Source organism: Psychrobacter coccoides (genome assembly GCF_017498085.1).
In the GTDB taxonomy this organism is placed as follows: domain Bacteria; phylum Pseudomonadota; class Gammaproteobacteria; order Pseudomonadales; family Moraxellaceae; genus Psychrobacter; species Psychrobacter coccoides.
Window position 1 is genome coordinate 143,363 of record NZ_JAGBKM010000003.1, and the last position, 21,002, is coordinate 164,364.

Genomic DNA, 21,002 nt, shown 5'->3' on the forward strand with positions numbered 1-21,002 from the left:
CAGTGAAGTACAGCGCACAAAAAATTAGTACCAGTAGCAGCACGACCATATAAAGATATTGATTTTAGTGCTCGCTGCCTGAACACAGTCAATGACAATTGATGTCTTGAAGGCTTTGTTATACTTGCTCTTGTTTATTCTTGCCACTGCTGAAGAGCAAACTTAGTATCTAAATGCTTTTCCAGCGCTGGCAGATTAAAGGCATCATCTTCACTAACGAAGCTGATACTGACCCCAGTTTGCCCTGCTCGCCCAGTACGACCGATACGATGCACATAGTCATCAGGTTGATCCGGCAAGGTATAATTGACCACATGACTGATATCATCAACATGGATCCCGCGTCCTGCCACATCGGTCGCTACTAAAATAGAAGCGTGACCGTCTTTGAATTTTTGTAAGTACTTCTCACGCTTTTGCTGAATTACATCACCTGATAGCATGACAACTTTGTGCTGTTGACGCAGCTTGTGATATAGGCGCTTGACTTGATCCTTACGGTTGGCAAATACAATGACTTTATCCACCTCTGCATCGGCCAAAATACCTTGTAGCGCCTCTAGTTTTTGCTCCTCTGTCAACAAGTAAAAATGCTGATCCACCAGCTCACTGGTCTTGTGCTCAGGTTCAATCTCGACAAACTGCGGCTCGTGTAACCAGCGGTAGGCAAGGTTCATCACATCTTGATTGAAGGTCGCTGAGAACAACAGACTTTGACGATCAGTGTTTGGCGGCATACGACCCACCAATCGTTTGATATCAGGGATAAACCCCATATCAAGCATACGGTCTGCTTCATCCAGCACCAATACCTCTACACGATCTAGATAGACCATACCTTTGTGCATCAGGTCAATCAATCGACCAGGCGTGGCAATCAAAATATCGACATAATCACGCTCAAGCTCATGCTGCTGCGTTTCGTAGTTGGTACCACCCATGATACAAACACTATGCAATGACGTGTATTTGGTCAATGCGACACAATCATCAAATATCTGCTGTGCAAGCTCACGTGTTGGCGCCATGACGACTGCTCGTGGCTCCCCCAAAAAACGTAACTCATCAGCGGCAAAAGGACGCTTTAACAGGGCTTCCATGATAGTAAGCAAAAACGTGGCTGTTTTACCCGTCCCTGTTTGTGCCTGTCCAATGGCATCTTGGTTGGCTAGTGTGTGGGGTAGTATTTGTGCTTGAATAGCGGTCAGTTCCGTAAACCCCAAATCACTGACTGCTTTTAGGGTTGGTTCTGAAAGTGGTAAATCAGTAAATGTATTAAAATTACTCAAAAAGTCATCCTTTTATTTTTAAATCAAATTAGCCATAACGTGCCAATTAAACAGCCTGTGTCCGATGCTGCAGTACAGACTCGTACACACGAAAAAGCCAAGCCTTATGCCTGATCTGTACCAACATATTGCAACACGCTCAATAGTGGTAAGCTCTGACTGGCTTGACTCAGTAGTATATCAGTAGTGGTCATGACGTTGTCGTTAAACAACGTCATGATCATGCTGGTTATTCGTCTATTTTTCTAACTTCTTCAGCCTGTAGGCCTTTTTGACCTTCAACCACACTAAACTCCACTTTCTCACCATCTTTTAAAGAACGATAGCCATCGCCTTGAATAGCGCGAAAATGGACAAAAATATCTTCGCCGCTATCACGTTGAATAAAGCCAAAGCCTTTTGAGTCATTAAACCACTTAACGATACCTTGTTCACGAGCTGACATAATTGTGTTTCCTAAAAAGTGCGATTAGACCCAAATTCCTTTGCAACATTGCATATAAACGGGTGCTAAAATCATAATATAAACGGGATGTTAAAATACCAAAAAAAGTATTTGTAACAAGCTTGCAATATTTATTGCATAAAAAATATCATACCACGGGTTTTTAGTAACACAAAGCCTTTTAACATGCTTAAGGCCGCTTAGGTGGTGTTTTTATGTAATTTTTTTATAACTTGGTGGTCAAGCTGCTATTATAAACTCGATTGTATCTTACTCTGGCTTTAACACATCTTTTTTACCAAATTTTTGTTTTTATCTACCAAAAGAGAAATTTATGAGTGTACTCTCTCCCCCATCAAACACCACAACATCAGATTTGGCTCACACAACAGCAACACCATCACTGACTCGCAAAGTCCTATTGGTCAATGGTGTCAACTTAAACCTACTCGGCAAGCGTGAGCCTGAAATTTATGGTCACACAACACTTGCAGATATCGAAGCCAAGCTCTCAGCTCATGCGGCCAAGCATGATGTCACGCTGATTTGTATTCAGTCAAATCACGAAGGGCAGCTGATTGACGACATTCAACATTATGGGCTATTGGCTGATGCTGCCATGCAGGTCGATGCGATTATTATCAACCCTGCTGCTTTTACTCACACCTCAGTGGCGCTACGTGACGCCTTATTGGCCACTCAAAAACCGTTTATCGAGGTACATTTATCCAATGTTCATAGTCGTGAACCGTTTCGTCATCACTCCTACTTAAGTGACATCGCTGTCGGTGTCATTTGTGGCTTAGGTCACCTAGGGTATCAAATGGCACTTGATTATTGGTTAACCAATACATATAACACTCCTATAGAGTCCTGCAAATAGTTGGACCTCTCACAATCTATATCTACTGGCTAAGTGAACGATACTTAGCTGGAATAAAGATCAATGAAAACAACCTTAATATACGGTGATATGAATGGCAAAATCGTCCGGAAAACGCTTTATGAAACTTGCTGGCATGACTGCAAGCATTGCAGGAAAAGCGGCTAAAAACTCATTTAAGCACCTGTCTAGTGACGAAGAAAAACGTCTGCAAGCTCGTTCTGAGATGATGCAAGATGTGGGCATTCAGATTGCTGAAACATTAGGTGAGATGAAAGGCGCAGTCATGAAAGTGGGGCAAATTGCGTCACAGTACAAAGATGTCTTTCCGCCGGAGGTCGCAGCTGCTCTAGAGAGGCTACAAAAAGACGCCCCGCCCATGCCGTATAGTCAAATCAAAGCGCAAGTTGAGCGTGAGCTAAAAGCGCCTATTTATGAGCTGTTTGCAGAGTTTGAGGAAGTGCCGTTTGCTGCCGCCTCTATAGGTCAAGTTCATAGAGCCACTCTACTTTCTGGACAAAAAGTCGTGGTCAAGGTGCAGTATCCTGGCGTTGATGAAAACTGCGACAGTGACCTGAAGCAAGTACGCATGGCCTTAAAGATTGCTGGCGTGCTCAATATGAGTCGTGAATTGCAAGATCAGCTATTTAATGAGATACGCCAAAGCTTATATGATGAGCTTGACTACGTTAAAGAAGCGCATAACCTACTGGTATTTGGTGCCTTCCACGCCGATGATGAAGGTATTATTATCCCTAAAGTCATCGGCAGCCACTCCTCCAAGCGCATTTTAACTCTGACTGAAGAAATCGGAGAAACGCTAGCGACGGCCGCCACATGGGACAATGAGATCAAGCAAAAAATAGCCAAGCGCCTGTTTCATTTTAGTGCCGGTCAACTGTTTGGCCTGTACCGTATGCACTGTGACCCGCATCCTGGCAACTTTGCTTTTCGTGCTGATGGCAGTGTCGTTGCCTATGATTTTGGCGGTATTCGAAGTTACAGCGACAATGAAGTGCAGCTGTTTCGCAGATTTGCCAAACATGCGGTAAAAGGCGATACCACAGCGCTTGAACAGGATTTAATCGCCTTGGGTATCCGCCGTGACGACGACAAGGACATTCCAGGTGAGTTTTATGAGCAGTGGCTGGCGATTGGTCTCAAGCCCTTATCTATACCGCCCTACCATGAAGGCGTTTTTGACTTTGGCAATAGCCAAGTCCATCACGAAGCCATCACCCAGATGCGCACGTCATTAAAATACTTTGGTCAATTTCAACCTTCTGCAACCACCATGATGCTGGATCGTACGGTATCAGGACAATACTGGAACTTGGTCAATTTGGGCGTTGAGATAGACTTTTTGCCCTTAGTACAAGAGTATTTAGAACTCTAAAATAACTGTAAAGCCCAGTGAGCTATGTAGGGCGTGCCTTATCTGAATTATACGTGCAAAGCATGGCCACAGCGGTCACAAAACGTCGCTCCAACCGCATGGCCAAACTTGCCGCAGTTCGGACAAGTAATTGGATTGAGCTGTGGACGCATGTTACGTGCCAGCTCGGAGGTAAAAATCCCTGTCGGTACAGCAATGATCGAATAACCGGTAATCATGACCATGGTTGCAATCGCCTGACCTAGCGGTGTCTTCGGTGACATATCACCATAACCAACCGTCGTCATCGTCACAACTGCCCAATAGATAGACAGCGGAATACTGGTAAAGCCATTTTCTGGCCCTTCCACCACATAAACAACAGAACCAAATATCGTCACCAACAATACCAATGATAAGAAAAACACGGTGATTTTTTGTTGGCTGGTTCTTAGGGCCGATGCCAAAAATCCTGCTTGCTGCATATACGCCTTGAGCTTGAGCACTCGGAAGACACGCAAAATACGCAAAATACGTATCACCAGCAGATACTGCACGCCCACAAACATCAAGCTCAGGTAACTTGGCAACACTGAGAGCAAATCAACAATACCAAAAAAGCTAAACACGTAACGCAAACGATTGGGCGCTGAAAACAACCGCAAAAGATATTCGATGGTAAATAAAATGGTAAAAAACCATTCTGCATAAAAAAATATCGTACCGTACTGCAGACGCATGTATAACACACTATCAAGCATTACGACGGCCACGCTGGTCAAAATAGCGATGAGCAGTACGATATCAAACAGCTTACCCAATCGAGTGTCTGTGCCTTCAATAATAATATGAATGCGGTTACGTAAATGAGTAATGGCTTCAGCGGTTGGTTGCTTCATAGATGCAGTAGGCTCATAAAATCAATGGTTGCATAGCGTCGAATGGCTTGACGTGATATGGATAAGCGCAGGTTAGTAATCATACGCAGAAGTGGTTTATAATATCTGTCACTTGAGAGGCTCATCATGACACATAATTTGTCACAGTGTAGCAAAAAACGGCTCCTAGCGACATACTATTCATCAGCTTGGGCGGGTGGTTATGCTATCTAAGGGCCGTAGCTGATGAGACTTCCACTGATGATTAATACTTATCTGATGAGTGTTCGCTGCATTTATTTAGAGACGCAGGATAGCACTTGGTTATTCTGATAATATACGATTCTGACAACATATAATCACTATCAAGATGTGCGACTGATATTCAGTCTATATTTATTAATAGATAAAATTTAAGGACATAACAACATGGCAGGTCATTCAAAATGGTCAAATATCAAACATCGTAAAGCCCGTCAAGATGCGGTACGCGGCAAAATATTTACCAAAGTGATTCGTGAGATTGTCTCAGCGGCCAAGCAAGGCGATCCTGATCCTGATAAAAACCCTCGCTTGCGTGCTGCTATCGAAAAGGGCTTGTCTGTTAACATGACGAAAGACACCATCAACCGGGCTGTCGAACGTGGTGCAGGTGGTGGCGACAACGATAACATGGACGAGATTAACTACGAAGGCTACGGCGTCGGCGGCGTGGCCGTCTTGGTCGAGACCATGACAGACAATGTCAATCGGACGGTCAGTGAGGTGCGCCATGCCTTTACCAAGCATGATGGCAATCTTGGCACATCAGGGTCAGTCGCTTATCTGTTTACCAAACGTGGAGAGATCGTCTTTGATGACATCAGCCTAGAAGATGAGGTCATGCTTGCTGCCTTAGATGCAGGCGCTACCGATATCGAAAATGATGGCGAGAGCTTGATTGTGGTTACTGAGGTCGATAACTTTGGACAAGTTAAAGATGCGTTAAACGCCGCAGGACTAGAGTCTGACAATGCTGAGGTGACGATGTCACCCTCGACACAGGCTGAAATCGATAATGTTGATGACGCCGAAAAGGTCATGAAAATGATTGATATGTTAGAGGATTTAGACGATGTACAAAACGTCTATAGCAACGTCAGCTTTACCGATGAGGTGATGGCAGCGCTTGAAGCCTAGCTCAGATGCAGTACAGCCTAATAACAAATAATAAAAAAGCCAAACGTCTTGTATAGCGTTTGGCTTTTATTATGGCTGTCCATCTAATTATTCAACAAGAGTATGCATACTCATTGCCGTTAAAGCCGGCACGTCTCCTTTTCTAATGCTAATAAATACTGCTTTTTATCTATCCCGCCTGTATAACCACCAAGTCTGCCATCACTAGCGATGACACGGTGACACGGAATAACAATACTAAAAGGGTTTTTTCCATTGGCATTGGCCACGGCTCGATAGGCCGTTGGCTGACCGATATTAGCCGCCAGCTGCGCATAACTTATGGTTTCCCCATAGGGTATTTCTTGCAAAGCTGCCCATACTCTTTGTTGAAACTCAGTACCTAGTGACAACTCTAGCGGCAGAACAAAAGATTTTCGCTGACCCTCCGCATACTCTTTAAATTGTTGAATCGTATTTAAAAGCAGCGCTTGCGTTGGATCATTTATACTTAGGCTATTTTTATCCATGAACTCAAAGTCTTCGTCACTGACTGCATAATGTCTTTTGAGCAGATTTAGAGACTTTGACTCTTGCCATGTCTGTGCAGCCGCTAGCCAGTCAATACTAACCAGTCTTGGGCTGGCCTCTATCATATGACTCACCATTAATAAACTTGCCTTAGGCGCTGCTGAATCTGTGATATCAGACAGGGCCATCTTGGTAATCATCATAGTAGAGGCTCCTTAGCTTGCAACTGTCTCAAGCTTGGTCATTCTTTTTCTTCAGTCTCAAACAACGCTGCGACAAACTGCTTGGGACTAAAGGCACGTAAATCATCAATCGACTCACCAACCCCAATATAACGAATCGGCACATCAGTGGTCTCAGCAATATTAAACACCACCCCGCCTTTGGCAGTACCGTCAAGCTTGGTGATCGTAATCCCAGTGAGTGGCACTGCTTGGTTGAATATCTCGACTTGGTTAATGGCGTTTTGTCCTGTACCGGCATCTAGGACAATCATACCTTCGTGCGGCGCAGTAGGGTCTGATTTACGCATCACTCGTACCACTTTTTCAAGCTCAGCCATCAGATAGGTTTTGTTTTGTAGCCGTCCTGCGGTGTCTGCTATAAGCACATCAATGTTTTTTGCCTTTGCAGATTGCATCGCATCAAAGATGACCGAAGCACTATCTGAGCCATGACCTTGTGCTACAACAGGAATATCGTTGCGCTCGCCCCAGATTTGCAGCTGCTCAGTTGCCGCTGCTCGGAACGTATCACCGGCCGCCAGCATGACCGACTTACCCTCACCTTGTAGGCGTTTCGCAAGTTTACCAATAGTGGTGGTCTTACCGACACCATTCACACCCACCACTAAAATGACAAAAGGCTTCTTGCTGGTATCAATAATAAGTGGTGCAACTTTAGGCGTCAAAATATCCACCAGCTCACCTTGTAGTGCTTTATAAAGCGCATGAGCATAAATCAAGTCGCCACGAGCGGTTTGCTCAGTCAAGCTTTTGATGATGCGATTGGTCGCATTGACACCGATATCAGCGACCAACAGTTGGTCTTCAACCTCCTCTAGCAGCTCATCATCGATCTCTTTACCACCGATAAGAATGTTTACCATACCTTCAGCTAGGTTTTTACGTGACTTGCTCAGCCCCGACTTCATGCGATTAAACCAACTGCCACGCTCTCGCCCTTTAGCATCATCTACATGCGGTGGCTTCGCTTCTGCGGTTTCAGTCTGTGCATCTAAAGGCTTTGTTGTGGTGTGCTCATCAGCATGCTCTTGCAAAGGCATCGTGGGCGCTACGGATTGATAAGTATCCGCTTTTGTTTGCTCTTTTGGTGGTACGGTAGACGCCGGGCGGTCAGACGACTGATCAACAATAGGAACAGAGTGCGTAGGCAAACTTGGCAGAGTAATGTCATCGTCATCTAGATCATCAAGGTCACCGTCTAAGTTGATGACCACACGGTTACTATTATTTGGATTATTCATAAGCTTGCCCTAATATTATCGGTATCAATCATTAGCGCTGTTTGGGTGAGTATTAACAGCATCACTATTGTAAAAGAAGGTTTTTGTGATAGTTTAGCATAATTCAAGGTGGGCTCAGCGACCTCAGGAGAACTAACAGCTGATACATGCCAAATTGACAGACAAAGCGCTGTTTAGGCGGCAGGCATGAGCATTTAAAAGGAGTCAGTCATGTTATCTTTCATGTCATACTTACTAAACATCGCTATTTTTAACCGTCGGCAACGCTCTAACTCCAACTTTAACTACAAAAAAACAGGCCTCGGATTTGTGTTATTGCTGCTGTCTTTTTCGCTTGTAAGCTGTGCAACGCTACAAGCGCTTGAGCCGACAGCAGTGTTAATCTCCGATATAAAAGGCGTACTATAAAGTAGTTACTAACAAACGTTCTAATGATTGTGCTGCTGACTGTGGATATAAAACACTCACGCCAGTCTCACTTTTAAACCATCTTTACTGAATGAACAGGAATAGATATGTCATCAACAACCCCTACTGCTAAGCGCCATAAGAAACCTACAAATATGACTTCTTACGCTAAGCCCATCACTCAGGTTGCTATTGCTATGGTTTTGGCCGTGCCCATATTATCCAGTGTGGGATGTAGCACCACACAAGAGCTTAAGCCTACAGCTAGTGTTATCGTTGGTGGTCACAAATCTATATAGCGTACGCAATGATTTTAGAGTCTATAGAACATTCGACAGAATTTAGCCATATTTCATATTCATTTTATAAGTAGGACCTATCATGTCCCTGTCTTCTCCCCCAGTCACTTACTCATTACGCATTGCTAGTGCTTTGGTCGTTGCTGCCACCCTTGCTGCGTGTCAAACCAGCAACTTACACTCAGTAACGCCGCCATCGGACGTGCCACAAGCTACTACCGACACCCATAGCCTATCAATAAAAGGCTCAGAAGATAAGTCTTCAATGCTCGCTATGGACATGTCAGGTCGACATGAGTATCAGTTAAAAAACGGTCTTAAAGTGATTATCAAAGAAGACCACCGGGCTCCCGTAGTGATGACACAAATCTGGTATCGTGTTGGCTCTGCTGATGAGCCGCTAGATAAAGGGGGTATCTCGCACTTGCTTGAGCATATGATGTTCAAAGGCACGGCTAACGTGTCCAGTGATGACTATGAGCGCTTGATTGCCAAGTTTGGCGGAGTCAACAACGCCTTTACCAGTTATGATTATACTGGCTACTACGAGCTGTTTCCGGCCAACCGAATGGCGCTGGCATTAGAGCTGGAAGCGGACCGCATGATCAACCTACGTTTTGATGAGGCAGCCTTTGCCAAAGAGCGACAAGTGGTGATGGAAGAGCGGCGTCAGCGCACCGATGACAACCCTTTGGCCAAAGCTTATGAGTCGTTTCGCTTATTAGCATTGCCTGATAGCCCTAAAGGTGAGTCAGTCATCGGACCCATGAATGAGCTCGAATCTATTACACTGGCCGACTTAAAAAAATGGTACAAAACATGGTACGCCCCTAATAATGCCACGCTAGTGATTGTGGGCGATGTCGAGCCCAAACAAGCGTTATCACAAGTTGAACGCTACTTTGGTGACCTTCAGCCCAGCACAACGCTTCCTGAGCGTCCTAGCGTCGACCAGCGAGGCTTTCGTGGCTATAAAGAAGTAGACTCTGAGCAGGCAGTACAAGTCCCTGTGCTGCTTATGGGCTATAATGTTCCGAGCTTATCGACAGTAGCAGAAGACCAGCAACAGCAAGCTTATGCGCTGTCACTCGCCCAAGACGTACTCGATGGTGGACTGTCCGCCCGTCTTGAGAGTCGACTGATTCGTGAACAAGGCATACTTACGACAGTGGGCACTGCTTATAACTTACTCGACCGCGGCGATGGACTGTTTCTTATCCAAGCCACACCTCGGGAAGGGGTTAGCCTGACTCAAGCACAGCAAGCCATCATGGCCGAAATCAGTAAACTTGCGACCGATCCGATCGATGCAGATGAGATTAGCCGTGCAAAAACCAATACGGTCACGGGTTTGATCTACGCTCAAGACAGCATGCAAGGACAAGCACAGATGATCGGTTCACTACAAACCATCGGGCTCGATGACAGATTGCTCGCCAGCTTGCCGGCCAAACTCGATAGCGTCAGTGTCGCTGATATTCAAGCCGTCAGCAAAACATATCTGGTACCAGACAATCTAACCGTGATGCATATCGTACCACCTGCAGCACAAGATGATGCCAAGTCTAGTACCAAGATAAGCGACAGCAAGTAATGTCATTTAAAACATTATATAAAGAAGAAAAACATGATGAACAAAGCTTTTATGTCTCAACGTAAAAAAAACCCATTATCGACCGCCCTAACTCGACAGATACACCGCAAGTACCTATCCATATCGTATCTGGGCGCAAGTATGATCTTAGGAGCAGTGCTGTCTGGGCCAACTTATATAAATGCAGCTTATGCAGCAGATATCGAAGACAGCTATCGCGACTCTGCGGCGAGCGTCGACGCCACGGCACCTATTGCCGCCTTATCTAAGCTGTCGAGTCTGGATGAAGTCAAGCCTTTAGAGTTGACCGTACCTAATATTGAGCACTTCACCACCTCTGCTGGCGTACCAGTCTCTTTTGTACAGGCGACCACATTGCCGATTGTAGACATTGATCTGCGTTTTAATGCAGGCAGTGCTCGTGATGAGCAAATACGCAGCAATGGGTTTGGTATCGCTAGCATGACCGCTACGATGCTCACTCAAGGCACTCACCATCTGGATGAAAATGAGTTTACTCGGGCGGTTGAGACCCTAGGTATTGATTTGGGCAGTCGTGCTTATAAAGATATGTTTATCGTCTCGCTGCGCAGCTTATCCGATGATGCGCACCTATTGCCTGCCACTGATTTAATGACGCAAATGCTGACTCAAGCCACCTTTGATCAGCGGATCTTAGAGCGTAATAAAGCACGATTACTTGTCGGCTTACAGCAACAAAAACAAGACCCAGGCAGTCTGGCCAGCCTTGCTTTTCATGATGCGCTTTATGGCACCCACCCCTATGCTCACCCTTCATCGGGTACCCTTGAAACCGTGCCAAGCATTGATAGAAAAGATCTCACCGAGTTTCAAAGCCGCTACCTTGTCGCTGCCAATGCCTCTTTAGCCATGACGGGCAACTTGACATTAGAACAGGCTAAAACCCTCGCTGAAACCATTACCAAAAAACTACCGACAGGTAAAGCAGCTACCGCCTTACCTGAGCCAAAACCTCTCACCCAAACGCAGCACATTCATATCAAATTTCCCAGCACCCAAACCACAGTACTGATGGGCCAGTTGGGCAACAAACGTGCTACTGACCCCTATGCCCAAAAAAAACAAACCAGTTTTGCTATTGGCAATGACGTATTGGCAGGGGGTAATTTTAACGCCCGTTTAATGACCGAAATACGCCAGAACCAAGGATATACTTATGGTATTTCAGGTGCTATGAGCCCTATGCTCGCTCGTGGCCCGTATCAGATAGGCTTCTCTACCCGCAATGATAAAGCCAGACAGGCGATTGATGCCAGCTTGGAGGTCATCAAGGATACCTTAAACAATGGAATTACCAGCGAAGAGATGCGCCTGACCACGGATAATATGAAAAACAGCTTTCCAATGAGCTTTGCTAGTAATGCAGGTATCAATGGCTTATTGGGTATGATGAATTTTTATCAGCTGCCAGACAGTTACCTGACAGACTACGTCAAGCGCATCGATAACGTTACATTAGCAGAGGTCAATCAGACCATGCGTGAGACGCTGCATCCTGATACGTTTTTGATTGTCACTGTAGGTGCAGAAGACCCTTGGCAGAAGGATGAAGGTAAAAAATAGACGCCAAACCTTGACTTGATGTAGCGCCTGCGAGCCTGTCGGCTATTATTGATGATAAAGGTTATTTATTGGTGACCTCTATCACTACATCGTAACTCAGGTTTTTAGGTTTATAGGTAGCACCGTCATAAGCCAAACGAATGACATGTTTATCGTAAGAAGACAGCACTTCATAATCACCATTAGCAAAATCATGAAAGATTGGGACCGTCAACAGCGCCTCTATTTGCCTATGATTGACATCAACAGAGAGGTGCTGACCACGACGTAGGTATAAATAATAATCGCAGTAATCATTCACCAGCACCTCATTGGGGCGTTCAATCACTCGGCCACCTATGTCCTCTTGGACTAATTTGGGACAAACATCCGTACGCTCAGCTGCTAAGCGGGCGTAGGAATTTTTGATATTGTCTGCAATCTCAGCAGCAGCTTGTGGCTGTTGCTTGATGGCGCTATTATCAGTACTCACCAACTCGCTACTCGGTCCATTTGGGCTACAAGCGTTGGCTGTAAACATCACAGCTACAGCCGTAAAAACCAATGCCAGCTGGGTGTTACTGATGTATTTTATTGGCTTCAAATGACGTAAAGCAGCTATTAAAAAACCCGTTTTTTTCATAAATTTCGCTTATATGACATACTTATCGCAACACTCAAAACGTACTATAGAAACGTTCATTTATATATAGATATTAAAACACACCTGACCAGCGTTTTATTGGCTGTTAATGACCTATACGTCTACTTCTCACCCGCTGATGTCACTACTGATGTATCATAAACACGCAATAAAAATATTCGTGTACGATAAAGCCGATGAGATGACTCATTCATTTAGTAGCTTAGCCACTAAATAGCGTGACAGATCAAAGCTAATAACGACAAGACGAGCTGCTTGTGGCATGATTGAAACCCCATTTCCGATAGCCTTGGGTGTCTAAATGTACAGCACCAGTTGAGTATAACCCCAGTCCTAAACGATGAGATTGACCCTGATATTGCCAAAACTGGCATAAATCATCTTGCATCTTACTCAATAACCAAAAATTATCCTGATACTCTGGCACCCAAATATCTATAGCACTGGCTGTCATATGCTTACTACTACTTGCACCACCAGCGCAGCGATTAAGTCCTGGACTGCGATAAACAGAGCGAATCTCGGTCGTCGGCGGCAAGACCCCTTGGTTTTTTAAGGCGCTATAAAGACGCAAAGTGGGCACGATATTTGACCATAACTCTTGCGGTGGTAGCTGGTAAGGTTCATAGCCACATTTATCCCAACTACGGGCAGTTGTTAATAGCTGCTCAAGCGGTGGCACATTCTGCGCCCCAAGTTGTGAGCTTAGATAACGCTTATAGTTTGCCACTTCCTGCGCTCGAAAGCGGCTACTATTTAGCCAGCTATTAAAATCTGTCGTCTGCAAGCTTTTAGGATGCACGCTGCCATAGTGATTATTGGTTGTGCTATAAGTGCTGCTGTTTTTTGCATCTGCCCTATTCACATACACCCGTTTATTTTCTTCTATCGACAACTTGGCATCAAACTCATACTCACGCTGTTTTTGTTTGATTAATCCCTGCATACTATCGCCAGCGGATAGCGACTGATTGAGATGATTAGCTTGCTTAGTGGTACTGGAGTCGTTGCTAGTCGCTGTGGTCCCTTGACGTACTTGAATACGGCGCTCACTACTGTCTTGTAAAATAGCGGCTTGAGCGACCACACTGCTGCTGCAGACCGCAAGCGCAATCATGGAGTTTTTGATAGACATAATAGGAAACCTGAGCCCAAAGTATCGGGGCGTTTTTGCGTCAAAGATATGAGAGTTTGCGTTTATATTGATACGCTTATGAGTGTGTCTGCCGATACCCGTCATAGAGTCAGCTGTCATCAAGCCATTACCAATAAAAACATTTATCGATACTATCAAATTTTTCGCAAGCAAGCTAAACTATCGCCTTATATAGTAGGCAATAGAAATTTAATTAACATTTATCATTACTATTTTTATAATTACGTTACTTTTCACTTTTTGGTTACTTTTTTGCAGCGTCATTTAAGTGTTAATGACTTTTTCAAACCCCTGTCTGCTAGCTAAAGCACGCTATTATAGTTAGGCTCTGTTGCTAGGGCGTGTCTTCAATTCAAATGATGATATCTAAATGGGCTAAAAATGGCTAAATTTTGTCATACTGCGTCAAATAACTGGTTAATATCCCGATATTATCTTCGTTATTTTCCTTGTCTGACAGCAATTTATCTCATTTTTATGACCATTTTTAAAATGAAGACACGCCCTAGTCTTATTATGCTTTATAGCCACTTATAACTGTCTGAATCTATGTCTCTTAATCCACAGTATCGCTTTTCACGTCAAAGCCATCATTTCGGTCAAATAAATGAGCGGAGTCTTTGGCAGCGCATTCATATAGACCCTTGGTTGACCATATTACTTCTCACCATTTGTAGCATTGGCCTGACCATACTGTATAGTGCCTCATCACAAGATAAAGCCATGGTCATTCGCCAAATGGTGAGCTATGGTGTCGGCTTCACCGTCATGTTTATTATGGCTCAGATACCGCCAAGTCTTTATCGCACCTTCACACCGATTTTTTATATCTTAGGTATAGTATTACTGATATTGGTGGAGTTTATCGGTGAGGTACGTATGGGCGCCAAGCGTTGGATTGATATTCCAGGATTTGGCAGCGTACAGCCATCAGAGTTTATGAAGCTTGGCATGCCTATGATGTGTGCTTGGTTTTTGTCTAAACGAGAACTGCCCCCATCATTTTTGAGTGTCATGATGACACTGGTCCTCATTATCGTCCCTGTACTGCTTGTAGCGATAGAGCCAGACCTTGGCACTTCGTTACTGGTCGCTGCAAGCGGCATCTTTGTGTTGTTTTTGGCAGGATTGCCTTGGTGGATGATATCTGGTGCAATTACTTTAGCCATTCCTATGGTTATTTTTGCCTGGCAGTTTTTATTGCACGATTATCAACGAACTCGGGTATTGACGTTATTTAATCCAGAAGGTGATGCTCAAGGCGCTGGGTGGAATATCATCCAATCCAAAACAGCGATTGGGGCAGGCGGACTTTCTGGTAAAGGATACTTAGAAGGCACCCAGTCACACCTGCATTTTTTGCCTGAAGGACATACCGACTTTATCATAGCCGCCTTTTCAGAAGAGTTCGGTCTGTTTGGTGTCATACTATTGATGTTTATCTATGCTTGTCTATTGATTCGTGCCCTCTATATTGCGTTTGTGCATCCGGACACTTACAGTCGGCTTCTCGCAGGAGCCATTGGCATGTCGTTCTTTGTTTATATTTTTGTCAATGTGGGTATGGTTGGTGGGCTGCTACCCGTGGTTGGCGTTCCACTGCCATTTATTAGCTACGGCGGTACAGCAATTGTGACTTTAATGGCTGGGTTTGGTTTACTGATGTCTATCCATACTCATAAACAACTGTAAATATACGATCGACTTTGAGTTTTTAATTACTAAAAGTATTAAACAGTTATTAATAAAAATAAATTATGAAAAATTTAATACCTATAAAAAATATTATGATTAGAAAAACTCATTAATTACTTAATAAGCTAAATACTCCGATAAGGTAGCGCTCCTAAATCTATAATATTATTGCTAAATATGTTTATACTCTACTCTTAGAGCTCTAATTTTATCTGATAATAGGCAGTACCTATACAATGTTTTTAGCACTTGTCATTTACAAAAAAGTACGCTACTCTCTTTTTACTGCGTATTGATACATAAACTATACATAGCTGCTAATAAAATTAGCAATGAATCATAATGTGGTCGGAGCTGCTCCGTATAGTGAGCTTTTATATTTTCATAAGCACTACTTAATTAACGCTTGGCTAACAAAGATACATCTAAAGCCAATGAAAATGTCATCATCAATAATTTTTGTATTTCGTACAACAATAAAACAAACTTACTCATACCTTAAAACCTATCTATAAAGTGATTGGGCTTTTAAATCAGTAACCAAACGACTTTATAGTTTACTTGTCATTAAAAGTTAGGTTCTAAGGTATAAGTTATAGAGGTATTTATGAATAAGCGTCTATCTGGTTTACTCACAATGTCAGTATGCTTGTTTGCTGGCTCTGCAATGACCTCTCAAGCCAGTGCAATTGAATCAAAGATTTCCTCAGCAAGTTTAGATGATGCCTCTCATATCGATCGTGTACTTGGTGAGCTTACTCGCCAACATGATAATGCCTCAAGTTTAGTCAAGTCTGCCCGTCAACCGACTTCGTTGGCGCTGAGCAGCTCTTTACTGGCTAGTGATACTAGCGAGGTTTCAAACGATGAAGATGTATTAGAGCGCTTGACTGCCGTAGCATCCAACTCTGTCAGCAAGTTTAAGCAGACAGGCTTAGCTTCTTGGTACGGTCGTAAGTTCCATGGCCGCAAAACTGCCAGCGGTGAGACCTTTGATATGAACGCTCTGACCGCAGCCCATCGCTCACTGCCGCTGAATTGCTACGTGAAAGTGACAAACAAAACCAACGGAAAAAGTGTCGTGGTAAAGGTTAATGATCGTGGTCCCTTTACTGGTAATCGTGTGCTTGATCTGTCTTATGGGGCGGCTAAACGCTTGGGCATTACCAATAAAGGCGTCGGTAACGTTTCAATTGAGCGTGTTGATGGGCCTTAATCTTTAACTGTATTTCACAGCCTTCACTGATAGACGTATGGCTTTTACATCTCTGATATTTAGCTTATCATCACAGCTCAAACGCTCTTTCTATCGCATCATCCAACCGCTCTACAGCCAGTACCGTTATTCCTCTAAACTGCGGTGAGTTAGTGGCAGGCGCATTGGCTTTAGGAATAATAGCGTGGGTAAACCCATGCTTCATTGCTTCTTTTAAGCGCTCCTGACCATTAGGAACAGGGCGTATCTCCCCTGATAACCCCACTTCACCAAAGACGGCCAACGATGAGGGCAAAGCCCTTTCTTTGATGCTAGATGCACACGCCAATAGCACGGCTAAATCCGAGCCTGTCTCTATCACCTTGACACCACCAACCACGTTTACATACACATCTTGCCCACTGGTATGGATACCGCCATGACGATGCATGACTGCAAGCAGCATCGAGAGACGCTGAAAATCCAGACCTAATGCCATACGCCTTGGCTGTCCTTGTGAGTCATCAACCAGTGCCTGAACTTCAACCAGTAGAGGTCTGGTGCCTTCACGGCTTACCATCACCACAGATCCGGCCACCGGTTTTTCATAACGACTCAAAAATATCGCTGATGGGTTTGCGACCTCTTTGAGCCCCATATCTGTCATACCAAAAATACCAAGCTCATTCACTGCACCAAAGCGGTTTTTGACCGCTCGAATCATTCGAAAACGCGCATCAGACTGCCCTTCAAAATACAGTACCGTGTCCACCATATGCTCAAGCACTCGAGGTCCTGCCAGCGTCCCTTCTTTGGTGACGTGACCGACCAAAAACAGCGCTGTACCGGTTTGTTTGGCATACCTTGTCAATATCGCCGCCGACTCTCGAATCTGACTGACACCACCTGGGGCTGAATTAATGGCGTCCGTATAAATGGTCTGGATAGAGTCAATGATAGCGACTGCTGGCTGCTCTTGGGTGAGCGCCGCACAAATCGTCTCGACATTGGTCTCAGCCAATACTCGCAATCGATCCGCTGGCAAGTCTAAACGCTGTGCACGCATGGCGACCTGCGCCAGTGACTCCTCACCCGTGACATATAGCGCACTACCTGCTAGCGAATCTGCGCGCGCCATGTTGGTTGCTGTTTGTAGCAAGATTGTCGATTTACCGATACCTGGATCGCCGCCTATCAGCACCACCGACCCTGCGACCAAGCCGCCACCCAATACTCGATCAAACTCACTGATACCAGTTGGTAGCCGTGTATCCAAAGTCACACTCACTGCATTGAGCGGCATAACAGCACTATGTGTACCTGAGTAATTACCTGCTGAAGCAGCTCCACTTGCATGACGTGATGGTGTCCGATGACTTACTGGCTTAGACGACGGTTTATTGTGATGCGGCATACTGACATTTGGTGCTTCAACCAAGCTGTTCCACTCATTACAATCTGAGCACTGGCCTGACCATTTACCAAAATGCGCACCGCAGTTTTGACAGACATAGCTGGTTTTATTTTTTGCCATTATCTAAACCTTATACCTGAAAGTCTTTACCGAGATAGACCGACTTCACTAAGTTGTTATTCAAGATATCTTGTGGCGTACCTTCAGCGATAATAGCGCCCTCTGACACAATATACGCTTTTTCACAAATCGCTAATGTGTCACGGACATTATGATCAGTAATGAGGACACCGATGCCACGTTTTTTTAGCGTTAAGATCACTTCTTTAATGTCACCTACAGAGATAGGATCGACACCTGCAAAGGGCTCATCCAACAATATAAACTTGGGATCGGCAGCCAATGCACGAGCAATCTCGCAGCGGCGACGCTCACCTCCAGAGACACTCATTCCCAACGACTGACGGACGTGATCTAAATTGAACTCAGCGATTAGCTTTTCTAGCTCTTGCTGCTGCTCACGTCTTGTTAACTCCTTACGGGTTTGCAATATGGCTAAGATATTATCTTCTATCGACAGCTTGCGAAAGATAGAGGCCTCTTGTGGTAGATAGCCGATACCGGCCCGAGCACGCTCATGCATGGCATATTTGGACAAATCCATCTTACCCAACGTCACCCGGCCTTTATCCATATTGACCAAACCAACAACCATGTAAAAGCTGGTCGTCTTACCCGCCCCATTAGGTCCTAACAGTCCAACGACTTGACCTTGTTCCACAGAAAAAGACACGTCCTTGACCACCCAGCGTTTGCCATAACGCTTGCCTAGATTTTGCATGGTCAGCCGTATATTTGTTGGTGAGACCTTCTCAGCGATATTAGCTGCTGCTTGATTATTAGAATCACTCTTAGAACTGCTGTGCACATCTTGATTATCACTCATGCTCTACTCATACTCATACAACATTTAAACGCTTAACGAAGCCTTATTGATTAGCGTATACTGCTTTGGTTGGTACTATTATTAGGCGGTAGTATCAACTCAACACGCTGACTGCCTCCAGCAGTTGCCTCTACGTCACCAGCTTTTAGACTATAACGAATGACATTACCTGCAAAGCTCGCCCCATTTTGATCAAGCTTGGCATTACCGGTTAGGGTAATGATGCCTGTCACCGCATTATAGTCTATCTTATTGGCTTGACCCTTAGCCAAGCCCTTTTCTTTAGTCACTATCTGCTGCATGGTCGCTGGGCGCCCAGTTGCCACTGCAGAGTTGATACTGCGCTGCTGAGATAAGTTGACTGTAATATCATCAGCGGTAAGCCTAAGTGTGCCTTGAGTGATAATGACATTGCCAGAGTAGCTTGTGACACCTGTACGCTCACTATAAGTCGCTTTGTCAGCCAACAGCTTGATAGGCTGATTGGCATCAGATGGTAACGCATGACTATATACAGGTAGCGCCAATAGCATGATGGTCGGCAGGACATGCAGACAACGAAAGTTATGATTCAAGCGTTTATTAAAAAACTTTTTAGATTTCATAGGCGGCTCTTTATATAATAAGATGACAGTGAGTGCTAGGAGGTATGATCATGTGATCAAAGAAAAACAAAGTCGATACACTTGTATTGATATGCTACTGGTGTCAACTTTTCTCGCATGCTATGCCTACATCACTTTATGCTGGCAAATCTAATACCAAGCGCTCTGTGGCGCTTTTAAAGTCTGTTGACATAGACTGTTCTTTCTAGCCGTGATTAAAACAAGGCTTTATCTTGACGCTCAGCTGGCGTAAATGTGACAGCAACTTCACCAAACTCATAATCTCCAGTCTCAAGATTGGCGGTCATGGTTGCGGCTTGAAAACGATTCATACCTTGTTCAACCTGAACGGGTTCCTCGCTATAAACTTGCCGTGATTTCGTATTTCCCTTGAGCGCTTGCCCTGTGACCTTAATGGGTTCACTGTCTGACGTATCGTCAGTCTTATTTTCGCTCACTAAACTAAAGCCATCAAACAGCTGCAAGTCGCCCGTTTGTTGATTCATAGTAGCACTACCCGCTTCAATGACATAGCGCTGCTCATCAGAAGGCTCCCAGTTCATGGTGATACCGGACATTTCATCTAAATTGGTTGCAGGATTGTGCGTTAAGGAGTCGGCATTTAGCTCATATTCAGTTTCACCTTTTTCATTGGTCTGTATCGCCTGAATATCAGTCGCTTCATAATCAACTTCAGAGGTTTGTATGTTTACAGGTGGTGTTATGTCGCCTTGCTTGCGAAAGAACCAGCCTGCTATCACGGCAATGATGACTGCAATAATGATTAAAACACGAGTGTTCACGATGGCTCATCCTGAGTGTTAACATCATCAAGTGTATGGTGCGCAATAAAGTCTTGATAATGACCATGGCCTTTTAAAATAAGATCACAGACCTCTCGGACAGCGCCTGTACCACCCGATTTGGTTGTTACCATATCGCTACGCTTAATCACCTCAGCATGGGCATTGGGCACGGTAGCAGCGAATCCAACCGTTTGCATCGCCTTAATATCAGGTAAATCATCGCCCATATAAGCACAGTCAGCAGCGGTTATATCCAGCTCTGGATCCAATGTCGATAGCAACTCATTGAGAGCAGTCAGCTTATCATCACGCCCTTGAACCACATAGTTCACACCCATCTCGGCAGCACGCTTATCTACCATGGCACTGCGACGCCCAGTAATGATCGCTGTCAAGACTCCATAACGAGTTAAAGACTTAACGCCTACGCCATCTTGTACCGAAAACGCCTTAGTTTCTATACCATTGGCGTCATAAATAATCTGGCCGTTTGACAAAATACCATCGACATCCATAACCAGTAGCTTTACTTGTCCCGCTTTTTTTATTAAGTCTTGCATCATAGTCTCTCATCAAGTCGTTTAAGCATAG

Annotated in this window: 21 protein-coding genes; 9 read left to right on the forward strand and 12 right to left on the reverse strand. The window is 44.5% G+C overall.

From position 1 onward, the window contains the following. Positions 1 to 134: 134 nt before the first annotated feature. Positions 135 to 1,289 (reverse strand): DEAD/DEAH box helicase, encoded by a 1,155-nt coding sequence (locus tag J3492_RS03050; protein ID WP_207989736.1) that lies wholly within the window; start codon positions 1,287 to 1,289, stop codon positions 135 to 137. Positions 1,290 to 1,518: 229 nt separating this feature from the next. After that, entirely contained in the window at positions 1,519 to 1,734 is a 216-nt protein-coding gene (locus J3492_RS03055) for a cold-shock protein (RefSeq protein ID WP_207989738.1), read from the reverse strand. A 334-nt stretch (positions 1,735 to 2,068) separates the two neighbouring features. On the opposite strand from J3492_RS03055, the gene aroQ reads away from it, so the two are divergent. Continuing rightward, complete coding sequence (gene aroQ / locus J3492_RS03060; protein WP_207989740.1) at positions 2,069 to 2,617, forward strand: type II 3-dehydroquinate dehydratase; 549 nt, start codon at positions 2,069 to 2,071, stop codon at positions 2,615 to 2,617. Between the two features lie 94 nt (positions 2,618 to 2,711). After that, positions 2,712 to 4,013, forward strand: coding sequence for an ABC1 kinase family protein (locus J3492_RS03065; protein ID WP_207989742.1), 1,302 nt, complete (start codon positions 2,712 to 2,714; stop codon positions 4,011 to 4,013). Between the two features lie 47 nt (positions 4,014 to 4,060). Here J3492_RS03065 and J3492_RS03070 read toward each other — a convergent pair whose 3' ends face one another. After that, complete coding sequence (locus J3492_RS03070) at positions 4,061 to 4,891, reverse strand: ion transporter (RefSeq protein WP_207989744.1); 831 nt, start codon at positions 4,889 to 4,891, stop codon at positions 4,061 to 4,063. Between the two features lie 408 nt (positions 4,892 to 5,299). Between J3492_RS03070 and J3492_RS03075 the strand changes: the two genes are divergently transcribed. Then, positions 5,300 to 6,049, forward strand: coding sequence for a YebC/PmpR family DNA-binding transcriptional regulator (locus J3492_RS03075; protein WP_207989747.1), 750 nt, complete (start codon positions 5,300 to 5,302; stop codon positions 6,047 to 6,049). Positions 6,050 to 6,168: 119 nt separating this feature from the next. Here the strand turns inward: J3492_RS03075 and J3492_RS03080 are convergent, their stop codons facing one another. Together J3492_RS03080 and ftsY are read right to left on the reverse strand one after the other, a co-directional pair. Next, entirely contained in the window at positions 6,169 to 6,759 is a 591-nt protein-coding gene (locus J3492_RS03080) for a methylated-DNA--[protein]-cysteine S-methyltransferase (RefSeq protein WP_424108377.1), read from the reverse strand. Between the two features lie 41 nt (positions 6,760 to 6,800). After that, a complete protein-coding gene (gene ftsY / locus J3492_RS03085; protein WP_243453067.1) occupies positions 6,801 to 8,045 on the reverse strand; it encodes a signal recognition particle-docking protein FtsY in 1,245 nt (414 codons plus the stop codon). A 210-nt stretch (positions 8,046 to 8,255) separates the two neighbouring features. Here ftsY and J3492_RS03090 point away from each other — a divergent pair, with 210 nt between their 5' ends. From J3492_RS03090 to J3492_RS03105, 4 genes are all read left to right on the forward strand, one after another. Next, entirely contained in the window at positions 8,256 to 8,453 is a 198-nt protein-coding gene (locus tag J3492_RS03090; RefSeq protein WP_207989749.1) for a hypothetical protein, read from the forward strand. Between the two features lie 107 nt (positions 8,454 to 8,560). Next, positions 8,561 to 8,752: a hypothetical protein gene (locus J3492_RS03095; RefSeq protein ID WP_207989751.1), complete on the forward strand. Its 192-nt coding sequence runs from the start codon at positions 8,561 to 8,563 to the stop codon at positions 8,750 to 8,752. An 82-nt stretch (positions 8,753 to 8,834) separates the two neighbouring features. Further along, positions 8,835 to 10,346, forward strand: coding sequence for a M16 family metallopeptidase (locus J3492_RS03100; protein ID WP_207989753.1), 1,512 nt, complete (start codon positions 8,835 to 8,837; stop codon positions 10,344 to 10,346). Positions 10,347 to 10,397: 51 nt separating this feature from the next. After that, positions 10,398 to 11,951 carry a M16 family metallopeptidase gene (locus J3492_RS03105; protein WP_243453068.1) on the forward strand — a complete coding sequence of 518 codons (1,554 nt, stop codon included), beginning with the start codon at positions 10,398 to 10,400 and terminating at the stop codon, positions 11,949 to 11,951. 61 nt (positions 11,952 to 12,012) lie between these two features. Here the strand turns inward: J3492_RS03105 and J3492_RS03110 are convergent, their stop codons facing one another. Beyond that, on the reverse strand, positions 12,013 to 12,573 hold the full coding sequence (locus J3492_RS03110) for a hypothetical protein (RefSeq protein ID WP_207989755.1): 561 nt from the start codon (positions 12,571 to 12,573) through the stop codon (positions 12,013 to 12,015). Between the two features lie 253 nt (positions 12,574 to 12,826). Next, positions 12,827 to 13,729, reverse strand: coding sequence for a D-Ala-D-Ala carboxypeptidase family metallohydrolase (locus J3492_RS03115; protein WP_207989757.1), 903 nt, complete (start codon positions 13,727 to 13,729; stop codon positions 12,827 to 12,829). 570 nt (positions 13,730 to 14,299) lie between these two features. Between J3492_RS03115 and rodA the strand changes: the two genes are divergently transcribed. Both rodA and J3492_RS03125 read left to right on the forward strand, forming a co-directional pair. Continuing rightward, positions 14,300 to 15,442, forward strand: coding sequence for a rod shape-determining protein RodA (gene rodA / locus J3492_RS03120; RefSeq protein ID WP_207989759.1), 1,143 nt, complete (start codon positions 14,300 to 14,302; stop codon positions 15,440 to 15,442). Between the two features lie 610 nt (positions 15,443 to 16,052). Beyond that, entirely contained in the window at positions 16,053 to 16,661 is a 609-nt protein-coding gene (locus tag J3492_RS03125; protein WP_207989761.1) for a septal ring lytic transglycosylase RlpA family protein, read from the forward strand. 70 nt (positions 16,662 to 16,731) lie between these two features. Here the strand turns inward: J3492_RS03125 and radA are convergent, their stop codons facing one another. The 5 genes from radA to J3492_RS03150 form a co-directional block, all read right to left on the reverse strand. Continuing rightward, the gene (gene radA, locus J3492_RS03130) at positions 16,732 to 18,174 is read right to left on the reverse strand and encodes a DNA repair protein RadA (RefSeq protein WP_207989763.1); all 1,443 of its coding nucleotides are present in this window, start codon (positions 18,172 to 18,174) and stop codon (positions 16,732 to 16,734) included. A gap of 10 nt (positions 18,175 to 18,184) precedes the next feature. After that, positions 18,185 to 18,895: an LPS export ABC transporter ATP-binding protein gene (gene lptB, locus J3492_RS03135; RefSeq protein WP_207989877.1), complete on the reverse strand. Its 711-nt coding sequence runs from the start codon at positions 18,893 to 18,895 to the stop codon at positions 18,185 to 18,187. 155 nt (positions 18,896 to 19,050) lie between these two features. After that, positions 19,051 to 19,533, reverse strand: coding sequence for a lipopolysaccharide transport periplasmic protein LptA (gene lptA / locus J3492_RS03140; RefSeq protein ID WP_243453075.1), 483 nt, complete (start codon positions 19,531 to 19,533; stop codon positions 19,051 to 19,053). A 287-nt stretch (positions 19,534 to 19,820) separates the two neighbouring features. Then, on the reverse strand, positions 19,821 to 20,408 hold the full coding sequence (gene lptC / locus J3492_RS03145) for an LPS export ABC transporter periplasmic protein LptC (RefSeq protein WP_207989771.1): 588 nt from the start codon (positions 20,406 to 20,408) through the stop codon (positions 19,821 to 19,823). Then, on the reverse strand, positions 20,405 to 20,971 hold the full coding sequence (locus J3492_RS03150; protein ID WP_207989879.1) for a KdsC family phosphatase: 567 nt from the start codon (positions 20,969 to 20,971) through the stop codon (positions 20,405 to 20,407). Before J3492_RS03150 ends, lptC begins: the two co-directional genes overlap by 4 nt. Positions 20,972 to 21,002: the final 31 nt, after the last annotated feature.